Consider the following 15,568-nt stretch of genomic DNA (forward strand, 5'->3'; position numbering starts at 1 on the left):
CTGTTGACCGGGATGTCGTTGTGGCCGAACAAGAAGCGGACATGTCGGCCAGTGACGACATGAACCGGCGGAGGGGAGCGAGCGGATACCCATGCCCATCCAGACACAGGCCCCCGATCCGGCGCCCCGGAGCTATCCCCCTTCCGTGACGCTCATGCGCCGCGGCACGGGCTCCCCCGCCACGGTGCCGGAGAGGACGACGGTGGAGGAGATCGAGGCGTGGCTCCTGGCCGACGCCATGGGCGAGGACGACCTGCTTGCCCTGTTCGAGGGGCTCGTGTGGCGGCTGGTGGCGGCCGGGCTGCCCGTCGACCGGGCGAGCCTGCATGTCGGTACGCTCCACCCCCAGCTCTACGGCTTTGCGTGGAACTGGTCGCGCGCCGACGGGCTGTGCGACGAGGTGAAGGTGTCCGAGGCGGTCCTCAAGACGGACGCCTATCGGCGCAACCCGCTGTTCCGCGTCGTCGAATACGGGGAGACCTTCCGCGCGAAGACAGGCGATCCGGAGATCGGGGACCGCTATCCGCTCATGGCGGAACTCTCCGGCCAGGGCATCACGGAATATATCGCCGTGCCGCTGCGTGCGGGCGGCGCCTATCACAATGCCGCGACCGCCGCGACAAGGCAGCCGGGCGGCTTCGCAGAGCGCGAGATCGCGGCACTCCAACGGCTCACGAGGCTGTTCGCGCTGCATGTGGAGCGCCATATCGTGCTCCGTATCGCCGGCAATGTGCTCGACACCTATCTCGGCGCGGAGGCGGGCAAGCGCGTGCTTCACGGCACGATCAAGCGCGGCGCTGGCGAACCCGTGCGCGCGATCATCTGGGCCTCCGACATGCGCGGCTTCACCGATCTCGCCGACCGGCTCGACGGCTCCGATACGATCGCGCTGCTCAACGCCTATTTCGAGGGCCTGGTGGGGGCGGTGCTCGACCATGGCGGCGAGGTGCTGAAATTCATCGGAGACGGTCTCCTCGCCGGGTTCCCCTATGGAGCCTTGGTGACCGCAGGGGAGGCCGCCAATGCTTCTCTGTCGGCTGCGGAGGCGGCGCTCGCCGCCGTCGACCGGCTCAACGAGGTCCCGCCGGCGGCGCTTGCGCGGATCGAGGGCTGGCGGCCCCTGCGCACCGGCATCGCGCTCCACGAGGGAGAGGTCTTCTTCGGCAATGTGGGTGCGCCGGAGCGCCTCGACTTCACGGCCATCGGACGCGCGGTGAACGCGGCGAGCCGCGTGGAGACGCTGACCAAGTCGCTCGGCCGGCCCATTCTCGTCACAGGACCCGTCGCGCGCCATATCGAGCGCCCGCTCGACCATATGGGCGAGCATTCCCTGCGCGGCGTGGCGCAGCCCGTCTCGCTGTTCAGCCCTCCGCCACCGCATCGCCCCACGGAGACATGATCTCCGTGGCGCCCGTATTGCCATCGCCGTCGCGCATGACCGCGGCGGGGCAGGCGAAGGCGAAGGGGAAGACGGTGCGCCTGGTGGTGGCGACCTCGTGGCGGGCCCGCAATGCGGCGAGGGTCTCGTCGCCGAGCGTCTCGTCGGCAATCACGGCGGGGCCGCCGCTCATGTCGATGCGCGGATGATGGAAGGCCTCCTCCAGGCTCATGCCGAAGTCGAGCAGGAAGGAGGAGAGCTGGGCGACCGCCGGCATGATCTTGCGCCCGCCCGACGCGCCGACGGCGAAGCGGCGGCCGCCGCCCTCGCCGATCACCGGGCAGACATTCATGAGGCAGCGCCTGTTCGGCGCCAGCGAATTCGGCTTTCCCGGTTCCGGATCGAACCACATGATGCCGTTATTGAGGAGAAGGCCGGTCGAGGGCGAGACGACGCGGGCGCCGAAGCTCGACAGGAGCGTCTGGGTGAGCGCGACCATGTTGCCGTCGCGGTCCACGACGGAGAAATGGGTCGTGCAGGCCGGCGCATGGGGGCTCTCATTGTCGCCCATCTCCGACAGCCGCGTCTCGTAGGCCGCTTTGCAGGCATCGGCATAGGCGGCGAAGGCCTCCGGTCCGGGTGCGGCGCCGGGGGTGAGGCTTGCCGCCAGTCTCGAGAAGACATCGGCGATGGTCGGCCCCGCGGTGAGTTCCGGCGTCACATGGAGACGGCCGCCGCGATAGGCGAGGCTTCTCGGCGTCTGGAAGGCGGCGCGATAGGCGTTGAGGTCGCCGAAGGAGAGCGAGCCGCCCTTGGCCTGCACATCGCGCGCCAGCGCCTCGCCGACCTCGCCGTCGTAGAACTCGCGATGGCCGCGCTCGGCGATGACGGAGAGCGTGTCGGCCATCCTCGACATGTCGAGATGCTTCTCGGCAAGCGCCGTCCATCCGGCGATGGTCGGCCACTGGCCGTCCTCCAGGAACAGCGCCGCCGCATCCGGATCCTTCGCCAGTATGCGCGTCGCCGAGGCGATCATCAGCGCGGCATACCAGTCGACATGGAGGCCGCGCCGGGCGAGCGCCACGGCCGGCTCGACCAGTTCGCGCCACGGCATGCGCCCGAAACGGGCATGGGCGATGCCGATCCCGTCGACGAGCCCCGGCACCGCCACGGCCGTCGCGCCTTGGATATTGCGGTCGTCGACCACGGCCTTCCAGGGAAAGAGATCGGAGGCGCGGCCCTCGCCGGAGAGCGGGTAGTCGGCCGGATCGAGGCCCGCGGGCGAGCGCATGCCGTAATGGACGGCGTGGGGTTCGGCTTCCCCGGCGCGCCAGATCATCATCGCGCCACCGCCCGCCGGCCCGCTCATCCACGGCTCCAGAACGCCCATGGCGAAGGAGACCGCGACGGCGGCGTCGAGCGCGTCGCCACCCTCCTCCAGCACCTTCGCTCCGATCTCGGCGGCCTCGGCATGCTGTGCGGCGACGATGCCGCCTTGAGACCGGGCCTCGGGTTTGCGCACGATCTGCGACCGGGAGAAGCTGCTCATCTCGGATCCGTCCTCGTTTCGTGAAGATAGGGAGGGCGGCCGGGCGGCTACCCTCGGAAAGGACGCCCAGTATGCACACTCTCCCGGCGGACCGGAAGGCTGGGGGCACGATACCTGATGGGGCGGGTACCGGAGCCATTTTCTGTCAGATTGTTGCGGCACCGGCCCACTCCCCCACCCGGCCACCCACGGGATCATCATGTCATGGGTGGCCGGGTGGGGGAGCGGGCCGGTGCAGTCCGAGCCGAACAAACGCTACCGCCCGCCCAGTGCCTTGAAGACGCGGCTCGTCGGGGCGATGCCCATTCCGCTCTGGCAGAACCGGGCGGCGGCGAGGATGCCGTCGAGGTCGATGCCGGTCCGGTAGCCGAGGCCGTGGAGCAGGTAGACGACGTCCTCCGTCGCGACATTGCCCGCCGCTCCCGGTGCGAAGGGGCAGCCGCCGAGACCGCCCGCGGCGGCATCGACGGTGCGCACGCCGAGGCGCACGGCCTCGTACACATTGGCGACGCCCATGCCGTATGTATCGTGGAAATGGGCGGCGATCCGGTCCGTCGGCACGATCTCCGACACCGCCCCGATCACGGCGGCGATCCGGTTCGGCGTGGCCTTGCCGAGCGTCTCGCCGAGCGCGATCTCCGCGCATCCCATGGCATCGAGCGCCTGGGCGACCTCAGCGACGGCGGCGGGCGCGACGGGGCCGGCATAGGGGCAGTCGGTGACCGTGGAGATATAGCCGCGCACGAAGAGGCCCTCCGCTCTCGCCCGCGACACGATGGGGGCGAAGCGCTCGAGCGAGGCGTCCACCGTGCAGCCGATATTCCTCTGCGCGAAGGCATCGCTCGCCGCGGTGAACACCGCGATGGCCCGGGCGCCGCGATCGAGCGCCTGGTCGAGGCCGCGCTCATTGGCGACAAGCACCATGTCGCCCGGCCGGCCGCGCGATCCGGTGGCCTCCATTACGTCGCCGGTGTCGGCCATGCGCGGCACGCGCGACGGCGAGACGAAGGCGCCGATCTCCATCCGCTCGACACCCGCCTCGCGCAGCAGGGCGACGAGCCGCACCCGCGCTTCCGTCGCGATTGCGCCGGGCTGGGCCTGCAGCCCGTCGCGCGGGCCCACCTCGACGATGGTGACGGCCTCGGTCATGTCCCGGCCCTGAGCTTCGTGAGGATGTCCTCGGCGAGATCCTGACGCACCACGCCCCGCGCCTTCAGCTCGTTCGCCACCGCGTCGATCTCCTCGCCGACCGCACCGACCATCAGTGCCACATTCTGCGCGTGGAGCGCCATGTGGCCCTTCTGGATGCCGGTGGTGGCGAGCGCACGCAGCGCGCCGAAATTCTGGGCAAGCCCGACCGCCACGATGATCCGGGCGAGCCGGTCGGCGGTCTCCACGCCGAGCACCTTGAGATTCGCCTGGGCGGTGGGGTGGATCTTCGTCGCCCCGCCGATGAGGCCGACCGCCATGGGCATCTCCAGACTGCCGACGAGATTGCCGTCCGCATCCATCTCCCAGCGCGACATGGAGCGGTAATGCCCGTCGCGCGCGGCATAGGCATGGGCGCCGGCCTCGATGGCGCGGGTGTCGTTGCCGGTCGCCAGCACCACCGCGCTCACGCCGTTCATGATGCCCTTGTTGTGGGTCGCCGCGCGATAGGGGTCGGCATCGGCGAAGCGATAGGCCGACAGCATGTCGTCGCGCACCTGCGGTCCGCCGATCTCGTCGAGCGGCCAGACCGCTCGGGCCCGTGCCACGCGCCGGTCGGCGAGGTTGGAGAGGATGCGCAGGAGCGTGCGCGCGCCGGTCCATTCGGCGAGCTTCGGCGCCAGCGCCTCGGCCATGGAATTGACCGCATTGGCGCCCATCGCGTCGCGCGTGTCGACGAGGATGTGGACGATGGTCATCGGCCCCTCCGCCGTCTCCACGACGCGCACCTCCAGATCGCGGAAGCCGCCCCCGAACTTGACGAGCAGGGGGTCGGTCCCGTCGCAGATCTCCCGGATTTCCTCCATCCGCTCGAAGACCTTGAGGCGGACATTCTCCGGATCGCTCGCGCTGAGAAGCTGGATCTGGGCGGCCATGACCGGCCCGCTTGCGGAGGTGACGAAGCCGCCCGTCGGCCGGCAGCGCTTGGCGGCGTTGCAGACCGCGGCGATGACGGAGGATTCCTCCGTCGCCATGGGAACGAGCACGTCGCGCCCGTCGACAATCATGTTGGTCGCGATGCCGACGGGGATGGCCATGGCGGAGACGGCGTTCTCCACCAGCCGGTCGGCGAGCTCGATATGGCCCTTGGCGGCATCCTTCAGGTTCGCCACCATCTCGTTGTCGAGGCCGGCCTGGCGGGCCACGGCCTCCAGCCGGGCGTCCGGCGTCATCTTGTGAAGGCCTTCGATACGGGACGAGGTCGCGTCGCTCATCATGGGATCCTGTACTTGGGGGTCACTGTCACTGAAGCATGGTCCGGGGCAGCCAGAGCACGAGCTCGGGGAACATGGCGCAGATCGCGATGCCCGCCGCCTGGAGGAGGATGAAGGGGATTATGGCGCGGTAGACCGTGCCCATGCCGATGCCGGCCGGCAGCACGCCCTTCATGTAGAATAGCGTGTAGCCGAAGGGCGGCGAGATATAGGCCATCTGGGCCGACACCAGGAACAGGATGCCGAACCACAGCCGGTCGAAGTCGAGGAAGTCGATCACCGGCAGGAAGACCGGCACGCACAGGAGGATGATGCCGATCTCGTCGAGGAACATGCCGAGGAAGAACAGGATCGCGAGCATGACGGCCAGCACGATCCAGCGATTGGCGTCGAGATCCTGGATGAAGCCGAGCAGGAAGTCGGCGCCGCCCGTGCCGGTGAAGATCGCCACGAAGGCGCGCGCGCCGATGGTGATCCACAGGATCATGGTCGTGACCTTCACGACATCCATGCCGACGCCAGTGACGAGCTCCCAGCCGAAGCGCCGCTCGATGAGCGACGACACGAAGGCGAGCGCCACGCCGACGGCGGCTGCCTCCGTCGGGGTCGCAATACCCATATAGATCGTGCCGAGCACGCCGACGATGATCGCCGCCGGCAGCACGAGCGACTTCAACGCGGAGATCCGCATGCCCCAGGTGACGTCGACAGTCTCCTCCGGGCGTGGCGCGGCCTTGGGGTCGAGCGCGGCCTTCAGCACGATATAGCCGATATAGAGGCTGGCGAGCAGCAGCCCCGGCACGATGCCGGCGATGAACATCTGCCCGATGGAGGCCTGCGCGGTCACCGCATAGACGATGGTGATGACCGACGGGGGAATGAGGATGCCGAGCGTGCCGCCGGCGCAGATCGTGCCGATGGCGAGCTTCGGGTCGTAATTGCGCTTCAGCATGGAGGGCAGGGCGAGCAGCCCCATGGCCGCGACCGCCGCGCCGACGATACCGGTCATCGCCGCGATGATGGTGCAGATGGCGATGGTGCCGACCGCGAGCCCGCCCGGCAGGCGCCGCGACCACAGCTCCATGGCGTTGTAGAGGCTCTCGATCACGCCGGAGCGCTGGAGCGTGCTGGCCATCATCACATAGAGCGGGATCGCCATGAGCGCCTCCGACCGCATCGTGTCGAAGAGGTTCAGGACGGTGACCGTCAGCGCGGCCTCGCCCCACAGCGTGATGGTGAAGACGAGGGCCAGCGCGCCGAGCACGAAGGCGAGCGGGATGCCCGTCAGCAGCAGGCCGACGAGGCTTGCGAACATTACCGCGAGGACGGCTTCGGAACTCATGAGCCGGCCTCCGCGGGGCCGGAAAGGCGCCTCAGCGCGGCCCAGCCCTCCGCCAGCGCCTGCGCGCACAGCATGGCGAGCGCGAAGGGCACGATGAACTTCATCCACCAGATCGGCGGGTTCCAGGCGGAGAAGCTCGTCTCGCCCATCTCGTAGGCGTTGACGGCGAGCGGCCAGGCGACCTTGGCGAAGACGGCGGCGAAGATGGCGATCACCGCGTAGGAGAAGATATCCAGCGCCGCCCGGGCGCGTCCCTCCAGATGCTCGCTGACGATGTCGACGGCGACATGGCCCTTCAGATGGAGCAGATAGGGGCCCGCCAGCATGAAATGCGGCCCGAAGACAAGCGTGCTCGCCTCCATCGCCCAGACGGTCGGCGCGTCGAAGGCGTAACGGGCGACCACCTCGTAGAGCAGCATCGGCACCACGGCGAAGATGATCGCCGCGGCGACGACGAACAGCACGCGGTTGAGCGCGGTGATGGCGGCGAAGAGGGACGTGATCATGAGGATCTATCGCATATGGCAGCTTCCGACCCCCTCACCCTCCCATTGCTTCACGCAATGGGCCCTTCCCCTCTCCCGCGAGGGGAGAGGGGAAGGGAAAGAGGCGCTGCAGGAGAACCCTCTCCCCTTGTGGGAGAGGGTGGGGCTGCAAGGCGCCGGGTGAGGGGGCTGAACCGGTCACACGCACCGTTGGTCAGATGAGGCCGAGGGCGTGCATGAACGCGGTCTGGCTGTCGACGATCTTCGTGGCCAGCGGGTCGTCCTTGGTCGCCTTCTTCCAGGAGGCGACGGCCTTCTCGCGGGCGGAGACCACGTCGTCGGCATCGAGATGGATGATCTCCACGCCCTTGTCGCGGTATTTCTCGATGACCTTGGAATCCTCCACCAGAATGTGCTGACGCAGCGAACCGGAGATCTCGCGGGCCGCCACGGCGAGCGCCGCCTTGAAGCTGTCGGGAAGCGACTCGTAGGCGGCATTGTTGGCCACGTAGCTCGTCGCGGTCGTCGGCTGGTGCACGCCGGGCAGGATGATGTACTGCGCCACATCGGCAAGGCCCGCCTCGAAATTGGCGGTCAGGTCGCCGCGGTCGGCGAAGTCGATCAGGCCCTTTTCGAGCGCGGAATAGACCTCCGCAGTCGCCATGGGCGTTACCGCCACGCCGAGGTCGCTCATGACGGCGGAGGCGAGCCCGACGAAGCGGCCCTTCTTGCCGGCCATATCGGCGATCGTCTCCATCCTGACCTTGGAGTGGATCGGCTCCTGCCCGTAGACCGTGGGGGCGATGTAGAAGAGGCCGGCCTTGCCATAGGCCTCGCGCGCCATCTCCAGCCCGCCGAGCTCGTAGAACCACGCCTCGTACTGATCGGGCTCGGGGAAGCCGAAGGGAATGGTGGAGGTGAAGGCGAAGGCGGGGATCTTGCCGGCCTCGTAGCCGTCGAAGGTCTTCATCATCTGGAAGGCGCCGCCGCGCACCGCGTCGAAGGCCTGGTTGGCAGGCACGATCTGGCCGGCGGAGAACAGCTTGATCTCGAACTGGCCATCGGTGAGCGCCGCGACCCGCTCCACGAACCTCTTCTCGAATTCGAAGGGCGTGGTGCCGCCGTCCCACAGGGCCTGCATGCGCCAGCTCACCTTCTCCTGAGCCCGTGCCACTGCCGGCATGGCAAGCGCCGCGGCGCCCCCGAGAGCCGATCCGGCGAGGATCTGCCGTCTGTTCATCCTGGTCATGGTTTCCTCCCTTGGGTTTCCTGCTTGACAGACTGAAGAAGCGCCTCCGCGACGGCCTGGCCGCCCTCGGGCACGATGATGGCGAGCGCGCGGGCGGGGGCGTCCCCGAAGGCGTCGCCGCGATGCTCCACCATGGCGTCGAAATAGAGACAGTCGCCCGGCGACAGCCGGTAGGTCCGGTCGCCGAACAGGAAGTTCACTTCGCCCTCGAGCACGTAGAACAGCTCCTGACCGGGATGGCGGAACCGTTCCTCGATCTCCAGATGGGGCTTCATCTCGATCACATAGGCCTCGATGCGTCGGTCCGACTTCCTGTAGGCGATGGCCTCGTAGGAATAGCCGCGGCCCGCTCCGTCGCGTGCGACGGAGAGGCGGTCGTCGGCGCGGACCAGCGAGATCGGCTCGGGCACGCCGATGGCGTTGACGATCTCGCCCGGCGGCACGCCGTATTCGGAGGCGAGACGCGTCAGCAGCGCGATGGACGGGGCGGCGACGTCGCGCTCCACCTTCGACAGATGCCCCTTGGTGCTGCCGACATTGGCGGCCACCTGCTCAAGGCTCTTGCCGAGGCTGGTCCGAAGGTGCCTGAGGCGTTTTCCGAGGCTCGATCCACTCATGTTTCATGATGTTTCATAAAAGGAAACATCTGTCTATATGCGGCGCATCATGGATTGCGTTGCGTTGCAAAACAGGTCGCAACATCAGCATGTTGAGTGAAATTTCCGAGACGATATCGAGGCGCCTTGGGGCGCCCGGCCCGGACGGCATCAGGGCTGGAGCAGGCCCTCGGGCACCATGCGCGCCACGTGCCGGAGCTTGTCGGGGTTGCGCGTCACATAGACAGCCGCGATCCGGCCGCCTGCGATTTCGAGCGCCGTCGTCTGCAGCGTGCCGTCATGCTCGACCGTGGCCCAGCCGGGCAGGCCGTTGATGGTGCAGGGCGCGGCCCAGAGCGGGCCGGTACGGTCGGCCTTGCGCGCAAGGCCCGCATAGAAGCGCGCGATCTTGTCGGCGCCGGTGACGGGGCGCAGCGTGGAGCGCTTGCGGCCGCCGCCATCGCCGTGGAGGGTCGCCGTCTCCGCCAGGATGTCGCGCAAGGTCGCCATGTCGCCACTGTGCGAGGCGGCGAAGAAGGCCTGCGAGAGCCGCGCCCCCTCGTCCTCGTCGACGTTGAAGCGGGGGCGTTCCGTCTCGATATGGCTTCGCGCGCGGCTGGCGAGTTGCCGGCAGGTCGCGGCGCTGCGATTGAGCGCCGCGGCGATCTCGTCGAAGCCCATGTCGAAGATGTCGTGCAGGATGAAGGCGGCACGCTCGAGCGGCGAGAGCCGCTCGAGCGCCAGCATGAGCGCGACGGAGACATCCTCCGCGACGGTGTCGCCGTGGGGATCGACGGCGGGGCCCGTCTCGATCAGCGGTTCAGGCAGCCACGGGCCGACATAGGTCTCCCGCCGGCTGCGTGCCGATTTCAGGCGGTCGAGGCACAGCCGCGTGACGATCCGCGACAGGAAGGCGCGCGGGTTCTCCACCGCCTCCCGGTCGCTTCCGTGCCAGCGCAGATAGGCGTCCTGCACCACGTCCTCGGCCTCCGCGACCGAGGAGAGCATGCGGTAGGCAAGCCCCTGCAGGTAGCCGCGATGGCGTTCGAACTCGTGCGGCGATGTCTCCGTCATGACACTCGATCCGGCTGTTGCTCCGCCCGCGACGGGGTCAGGCCTGGGCGGCCAGGCCGGCGTCGTCCCCGACCGGATGCAGCTTGCGGAACCCGATGGCGATCCGGTTCCAGACATTAATGCTCCCGATCATCAGTGTCAGCTTCACGAGCTCCTCGTCGGTGAAGTGCTTGCGGGCCTCCTCGTAATCGGCATCCGGCGCATGGGTGTCGGCGATGCGGGTGAGCGCCTCCGTCCAGGCGAGGGCGGCGCGCTCGCGCGGGGTGAAAAGCGGCGATTCGCGCCAGGCGGAGAGCAGGTGCATGCGCTCGTCCGTCTCGCCGCCCGCGCGCGCGTCGGTGGTGTGCATATGGATGCAGAAGGCGCAGCCATTGATCTGCGAGGCCCGTATCTTCACGAGCTCGTAGAGGCTGTGCTCGATCCCGCAATTGGCGACATAGCCCTCCAGCTTGCGCATGGCGTTGATCGCGTCCGGCGCGGCGGCGAAGGCATCCAGTCTGTGGTCCATCTGTCGTCTCCATTCAGCTTCACGGTTGTAGTGATGAGACGAGACAGGGACCCTGCGTGTGACATGGGGTCTGAACATTTTGTGCGCGCCGCCTATGGAGCCGGCCTTAAAACTCCTCTAAAACAGCGGACGGATCCACGGGGCCGCGTTAGGGGCCATCAGCCACTCAGCCAGGGGACGCCCTCCATGACCACCCTCATTGTCGGCATCGTCATCTTCTTCGGTCTTCACCTCGTTCCGCTGACGCCCCTGCGCGACAGCCTGATGGCCCGCATGGGCAAGGGCCCCTACAAGGGTGCCTTCTCTGTCGCCTCCCTTGTCGGGCTCGGCATCATGATCTGGGGGTTCGCCCAGACGCGCTACGGGCCGGCGGCGGCGGAGATCGTCTACTGGCCGCCCGTCTGGGGCCGGCATCTCACCATGCTTCTGGTGCTGCTCGCCTTCATCTCGCTGGCCATCTATCTCCACAAGGGCCGCATGAAGCGCTGGCTGAAACACCCCTTGGCCATCGCCATCGCGCTGTGGGCGACCGGACATCTCGTCTCCAACGGCGATCTGGGCTCGGTCCTGTTCTTCGGCGCCTTCCTCGTCTTCGGGCTTCTCGACATCGTTGTGCAGACCGCGCGCGGGCGTGTGGCGCAGTTTACCGTCAAGCCGCGCCATGACTACATCGCGCCGGTCGCGGGCATCGTCATGTACGCCGTGGTGCTCTATCTGCACCCCTGGCTGTTCGGCGCCACGGTGGTGAATTTCTGAACGGAAAGGGGGCGGGGCGTCAGCCCTCGCCCTCGGTCTCGATCTTCAGGATGTGGCCGCAGTGCTTGCAATGGACCGCATCGAGCTCGTGCCGGTTCAGGCCGCATTGCGGGCAGGTGTAGGAGAGCTTGCGCGGCCGGAAGATCGTCTGGGCCAGGCGCAGGAAGAGCGCGACGCCGACCACCATGATCACGATGGAGAGCAGCCGGCCCACATCGCCGGTCAGGATGATGTCGCCGAACCCGGTCGTCGTCAGCGTGGTGACGGTGAAATAGAGCGCGTCCACATAGGTTTCGATGGCCGGGTTCTGGCCGTGCTGCAGGGTGAAGACGAGCGCCGTCACCAGGAAGATGAAGACGCCCAGATTGATCGAGCTGACGATCACGTCCTCGTTGCGCTGGAAGAAGGGCGTGTCGCGCCTGAGATCGCGCATCACGTGATAGGAGCGCAACAGGCGCAGGGTGCGGAACACGCGCAGGAAGGCGAGATTGTGCGTGACGAAGGGCGCAAGCAGCAGCGAGGCGATCACCACGATATCGGCAATCGTGTAGGGCTGGCGCAGGAGCCTGATCCTGCTGGGCGCGATCCACAGCCGCGCCACAAGGTCCGCCAGCATCACGAGGCCGATGATGAAGTCGGCGACCAGAATCGCCGTCGACTGGCCGAACGGTGTGGTGACCACGAAGAAGGTGATGGCGACAAGATCGAAGCCGAGCAGCACATAGCGGAAGAATGCCGCACGGCGGCTGCGTCCGTTGTAGAGACGCTCGACTGTCGCCTTCAGGGTCTCCACCGGTCTGCTGGCCTCCTAGCCTCCTGCCCGTCCCGTTCGCGCCCGGGGAGTTTGGCGGCCCCGCGCCCGGCTGGCAACTCGCAGCGCGGGGACCGGGCGCGGCAATTGAAGTGATAGCGGGTCTTGTATAATCTCACACCCGCACAGTGATCCCACCCTCCCATGATCGCTCCCGCGCTTGAAACAAGCGGAAAAGTGGGGCGAGGAGCTTGCAAGACATGTCCGTTCAGAAGCCCGTCAAGCGCATCAGCGCCCCCGATATTGCCGCGCGCAAGGGGGGCGAGCCCATCGTGTCGCTGACCGCCTACCACGCCCATACCGCCACGATTGCCGACGATCATTGCGATTTCCTGCTGGTCGGCGATTCGCTCGGCATGGTGATGCATGGCTATGAGAGCACCGTGCCGGTTCCCCTGGAGCTCATGATCATGCACGGTCGCGCGGTGGTGCGCGGGTCCAAACGCGCGCTTGTCGTCGTCGACATGCCCTTCGGCTCCTACGAGGAGAGCCCCGCAATCGCCTTCCGCAATGCCGCCCGGATCATGAAGGAGACCAATTGCGGCGCGGTGAAGCTGGAGGGCGGCGCGCGCATGGCCGAGACGATCCGCTTTCTCACCGAGCGTGGCATCCCGGTCATGGCGCATATCGGCCTGACGCCCCAGTCGATCAATGTGCTCGGCGGCTTCAAGACGCAGGGACGCACGCGCGACCAGTGGGCGGCCATAGAGGAGGACGCCCGCGCCGTGGCCGAGGCGGGCGCCTTCGCCGTCGTGGTCGAGGCGGTGGCCGAGCCGCTCGCGGCGCGGATCACCCGGGACATCCCCATCCCGACCATCGGCATCGGCGCGTCCGCGCAGTGCGACGGGCAGGTGCTCGTCATGGAGGACATGCTGGGCCTGTCGCCGCGCGTGCCGAAATTCGTCAAGGAGTTCGGCAAGGTGGGCGAGGCCATCGAGGGCGCCATCAGGGCCTATGCCGACGAAGTGAGAGCCCGCAGCTTTCCCGCCGCGGACCACACCTACGGCGTCAAGGACTGACGGGCGGGCTTGCGCCCGGCATGTGCGGAGGCCGCGCGGCGCAGCGCGTTGTGCTCGAGCGCGGCCAGAAGGGCCACCGCGAGCGCCTGGGCGGCGACGAACGCCACGCCGAGCCCGTTCGGCGCGATCCACCCCGCAAGGAGCAGGAGGGCGCTGCCGGCGACCCATCCGGCGTTGCCGGCGACGACGAGCCATGCGGCGGGCCCGGGGATCGGCCGGCAAAGGGCGACGACGGCCATGAAGGCGGCAATCGGGAACAGGATGGCGCCGGCATAGAAGAGAAGGGCAGGCGGGATCCGCGTTGCCTGTCCGATAAGGCCCGGGCCTGCCGTGAGGACGATGCCCATCGCGCTACAGGTCGCGGCATCGGCGAGCAGAAGCGGCTTGAGGGCGAGCGGTGAGCGGATAGCGGTCATGTCGTGCTCCTTTCGAAACGGATCGGCCCGTCCAGGGTCCGGCAATCTTGCCGGAATACGGGCCGACCCCGTTGGCAGGGCCGACAGTCGGCCATTGCGTGAATAAGGTCGATTACCTGTCAGGTAATTGGTGCATGGATGGCGGAAGGGGTTAGTCTTGCCTCCATGACCGGTCCCGTTCATCCCTTCGGCGCGCTTCTGCGCGACTGGCGCCACCGCCGGCGCATGAGCCAGCTCGACCTCGCGACCGACGCGGATATCTCGCAGCGGCATCTCAGCTTCCTCGAATCGGGCCGCTCGGCACCGAGCCGCGAGATGGCGCTGCATCTGGCCGAGCGGCTCGACATCCCCCTGCGCGACCGCAACAGGCTCCTCGCCGCCGCGGGCTTCGCGCCGGTCTATGGCCAACGCACCCTCGACGATCCGGGGCTGAAGGCGGCGCTTGAGGCCGTCGGCCAGCTCCTTGAGGCGCACGAGCCCTATCCCGCGCTCGCCGTCGACCGGCACTGGACGCTGGTGACCGGCAATCGCGCCGTGGCGCGCCTTCTGGCCGGTGTCGACGAGGCCCTGCTGGCGCCGCCGGTGAACGTGTTGCGCCTCAGCCTCCACCCGGACGGGCTGGCGCGGAGGATCGGGAATTTCCGGGAGTGGAAGGCGCATGTGACCGACCGGCTCGCCCGGCAGATCGACAATTCGGGCGATCCCGCCCTGATCGCGCTTCTCGAGGAGTTGCAATCCTATCCCGTTCCGCCCGGCGCGAAGCCCTGGCGTGCGGGCGGACAGGCCGCCCATGGCGGCATCGCCGTGCCGCTGGAGCTTCGTGGCGAGGAGAGCGCGATGTCGTTTCTCAGCACCACGACGGTGTTCGGCACGGCGCTCGATATCACGCTGTCGGAACTCGCCATCGAGTCCTTCTTCCCGGCCGACGCCGGCACCGCCGCGATATTGCGGCGCATGGCGGAGACGGCGTGAGGCGTGTCCGGCGCCTCGCGACGCGCATCCGCCGGGGATTTTCGCGCGTAACCGGTTGTGCAGCCCTTCGTTGCCATCATCCGGCCACCTATGTATCTTACGCGCCCAGTCATAGTGTCGGGCCGTCCGCGAAAAGCGGCCGGCCGCGAAGGCGCGCCGGCCTGCGCATCGAGCCGGTATCTGCGCCGAGGGAGTGTCAGTTTGAGCGAAGAGTCGCTTTTCCGCGAGGTCGACGAAGAGATCCGCCGCGAGCAGCTGAAGGCGCTGTGGGACCGTTTCGGCACCTATATCGTCGCAGCATGCGTTGCCGTCATTCTCGGTGTGGCCGCCTTCAAGGGCTGGCAATACTGGCAGCACCGCCAGGCGCTGGAGGCCGGGCAGGCCTATCTCGCCGCCGTCCAACTCGCCGAGCAGGGCAACGCCGAGGCGGCCTCGGCGGCGTTTGCGAAGCTCGCCGAGAGCGGCGACAGCGGATATGCGACACTGGCGCGCCTGCAGGAGGCCGCCTTCCTCGCCTCGAAGGGCGAGACCGACAAGGCGGTCGCCATCTTCGACGAGGTCGCCGCCCAGGAGGGAACGACCCCTGTGCTCGCCAATCTCGCGCGGGTGCGCGCCGGGCTCCTGCTCGTCGACAGCGCGCCGGTGGAGGAGCTGCGCAACCGCGTCGGCGATCTCGACGTGGAGGGCAATCCGTGGCGTAACGAGGCCCGGGAGGTTCTCGCGCTCGGGGCCTATCGTGCCAGCGACCTTGAAACGGCCGATAAACTCTTCAATGAGATCCTTGCCGATCCCAGGGCGCCTTTCGGCCTGCGCCAGCGCGCGCAGATCATGCTGGCCCTGATCGCGCCGAAGATCGGCGGCCAGAGTGCCGGCGCCTCGGGCGAAGAGACGGCATCCGATGAGGACGCAGCCGCCGGGGATGCTGCCTCGCAGTAGGTTTTCGGGGACGGGGCGCCAGGTAACCGAGTTCAGGAAGGGGACGCAAGACCC

The 15,568-nt window shown here is 68.0% G+C and carries 16 protein-coding genes; 5 read left to right on the forward strand and 11 right to left on the reverse strand.

What is annotated here, in order from left to right:
* The first annotated feature begins 91 nt into the window (after nucleotides 1–91).
* The gene (locus HW532_RS19360) at nucleotides 92–1,399 is read left to right on the forward strand and encodes an adenylate/guanylate cyclase domain-containing protein (RefSeq protein WP_246479317.1); all 1,308 of its coding nucleotides are present in this window, start codon (nucleotides 92–94) and stop codon (nucleotides 1,397–1,399) included.
* Here the strand turns inward: HW532_RS19360 and HW532_RS19365 are convergent.
* From HW532_RS19365 to HW532_RS19405, 9 genes are all read right to left on the reverse strand, one after another.
* Nucleotides 1,362–2,927, reverse strand: coding sequence for a gamma-glutamyltransferase (locus HW532_RS19365; RefSeq protein ID WP_213162032.1), 1,566 nt, complete (start codon nucleotides 2,925–2,927; stop codon nucleotides 1,362–1,364). The genes HW532_RS19360 and HW532_RS19365 overlap by 38 nt on opposite strands.
* Nucleotides 2,928–3,182: 255 nt before the next feature.
* Nucleotides 3,183–4,076: a hydroxymethylglutaryl-CoA lyase gene (locus HW532_RS19370; RefSeq protein ID WP_213162033.1), complete on the reverse strand. Its 894-nt coding sequence runs from the start codon at nucleotides 4,074–4,076 to the stop codon at nucleotides 3,183–3,185.
* Nucleotides 4,073–5,350 carry a hydroxymethylglutaryl-CoA reductase, degradative gene (locus HW532_RS19375; protein ID WP_213162034.1) on the reverse strand — a complete coding sequence of 426 codons (1,278 nt, stop codon included), beginning with the start codon at nucleotides 5,348–5,350 and terminating at the stop codon, nucleotides 4,073–4,075. Before HW532_RS19375 ends, HW532_RS19370 begins: the two co-directional genes overlap by 4 nt.
* Nucleotides 5,351–5,378: 28 nt before the next feature.
* Nucleotides 5,379–6,692: a TRAP transporter large permease gene (locus HW532_RS19380; protein ID WP_213162035.1), complete on the reverse strand. Its 1,314-nt coding sequence runs from the start codon at nucleotides 6,690–6,692 to the stop codon at nucleotides 5,379–5,381.
* Nucleotides 6,689–7,198 carry a TRAP transporter small permease subunit gene (locus tag HW532_RS19385; protein WP_246479318.1) on the reverse strand — a complete coding sequence of 170 codons (510 nt, stop codon included), beginning with the start codon at nucleotides 7,196–7,198 and terminating at the stop codon, nucleotides 6,689–6,691. Before HW532_RS19385 ends, HW532_RS19380 begins: the two co-directional genes overlap by 4 nt.
* Nucleotides 7,199–7,391: 193 nt before the next feature.
* A complete protein-coding gene (gene dctP / locus HW532_RS19390; RefSeq protein WP_213162036.1) occupies nucleotides 7,392–8,426 on the reverse strand; it encodes a TRAP transporter substrate-binding protein DctP in 1,035 nt (344 codons plus the stop codon).
* On the reverse strand, nucleotides 8,423–9,043 hold the full coding sequence (locus HW532_RS19395) for a cupin domain-containing protein (RefSeq protein ID WP_213162037.1): 621 nt from the start codon (nucleotides 9,041–9,043) through the stop codon (nucleotides 8,423–8,425). The genes dctP and HW532_RS19395 overlap by 4 nt, the downstream gene beginning before the upstream one ends.
* Before the next feature lie 150 nt (nucleotides 9,044–9,193).
* Entirely contained in the window at nucleotides 9,194–10,096 is a 903-nt protein-coding gene (locus tag HW532_RS19400) for a sigma-70 family RNA polymerase sigma factor (RefSeq protein ID WP_246479319.1), read from the reverse strand.
* Between the two features lie 37 nt (nucleotides 10,097–10,133).
* Entirely contained in the window at nucleotides 10,134–10,604 is a 471-nt protein-coding gene (locus tag HW532_RS19405) for a carboxymuconolactone decarboxylase family protein (protein ID WP_213162039.1), read from the reverse strand.
* A 186-nt stretch (nucleotides 10,605–10,790) separates the two neighbouring features.
* Between HW532_RS19405 and HW532_RS19410 the strand changes: the two genes are divergently transcribed.
* Nucleotides 10,791–11,360 (forward strand): NnrU family protein, encoded by a 570-nt coding sequence (locus tag HW532_RS19410; RefSeq protein ID WP_213162040.1) that lies wholly within the window; start codon nucleotides 10,791–10,793, stop codon nucleotides 11,358–11,360.
* A 19-nt stretch (nucleotides 11,361–11,379) separates the two neighbouring features.
* Here the strand turns inward: HW532_RS19410 and HW532_RS19415 are convergent, their stop codons facing one another.
* Entirely contained in the window at nucleotides 11,380–12,153 is a 774-nt protein-coding gene (locus HW532_RS19415) for a potassium channel family protein (protein WP_213162041.1), read from the reverse strand.
* Between the two features lie 218 nt (nucleotides 12,154–12,371).
* Between HW532_RS19415 and panB the strand changes: the two genes are divergently transcribed.
* Nucleotides 12,372–13,190: a 3-methyl-2-oxobutanoate hydroxymethyltransferase gene (gene panB, locus HW532_RS19420; protein ID WP_213162042.1), complete on the forward strand. Its 819-nt coding sequence runs from the start codon at nucleotides 12,372–12,374 to the stop codon at nucleotides 13,188–13,190.
* Here panB and HW532_RS19425 read toward each other — a convergent pair.
* Nucleotides 13,172–13,606: a hypothetical protein gene (locus tag HW532_RS19425; protein ID WP_213162043.1), complete on the reverse strand. Its 435-nt coding sequence runs from the start codon at nucleotides 13,604–13,606 to the stop codon at nucleotides 13,172–13,174. The two genes, panB and HW532_RS19425, sit on opposite strands and share 19 nt — an antisense overlap.
* Nucleotides 13,607–13,771: 165 nt before the next feature.
* On the opposite strand from HW532_RS19425, the gene HW532_RS19430 reads away from it, so the two are divergent.
* Nucleotides 13,772–14,578: a helix-turn-helix domain-containing protein gene (locus HW532_RS19430; RefSeq protein ID WP_213162044.1), complete on the forward strand. Its 807-nt coding sequence runs from the start codon at nucleotides 13,772–13,774 to the stop codon at nucleotides 14,576–14,578.
* A gap of 201 nt (nucleotides 14,579–14,779) precedes the next feature.
* Nucleotides 14,780–15,514, forward strand: coding sequence for a tetratricopeptide repeat protein (locus HW532_RS19435; protein ID WP_213162045.1), 735 nt, complete (start codon nucleotides 14,780–14,782; stop codon nucleotides 15,512–15,514).
* Nucleotides 15,515–15,568 lie beyond the last annotated feature (54 nt).

It is taken from the genome of Kaustia mangrovi (genome assembly GCF_015482775.1).
In the GTDB taxonomy this organism is placed as follows: Bacteria; Pseudomonadota; Alphaproteobacteria; order Rhizobiales; family Im1; genus Kaustia; species Kaustia mangrovi.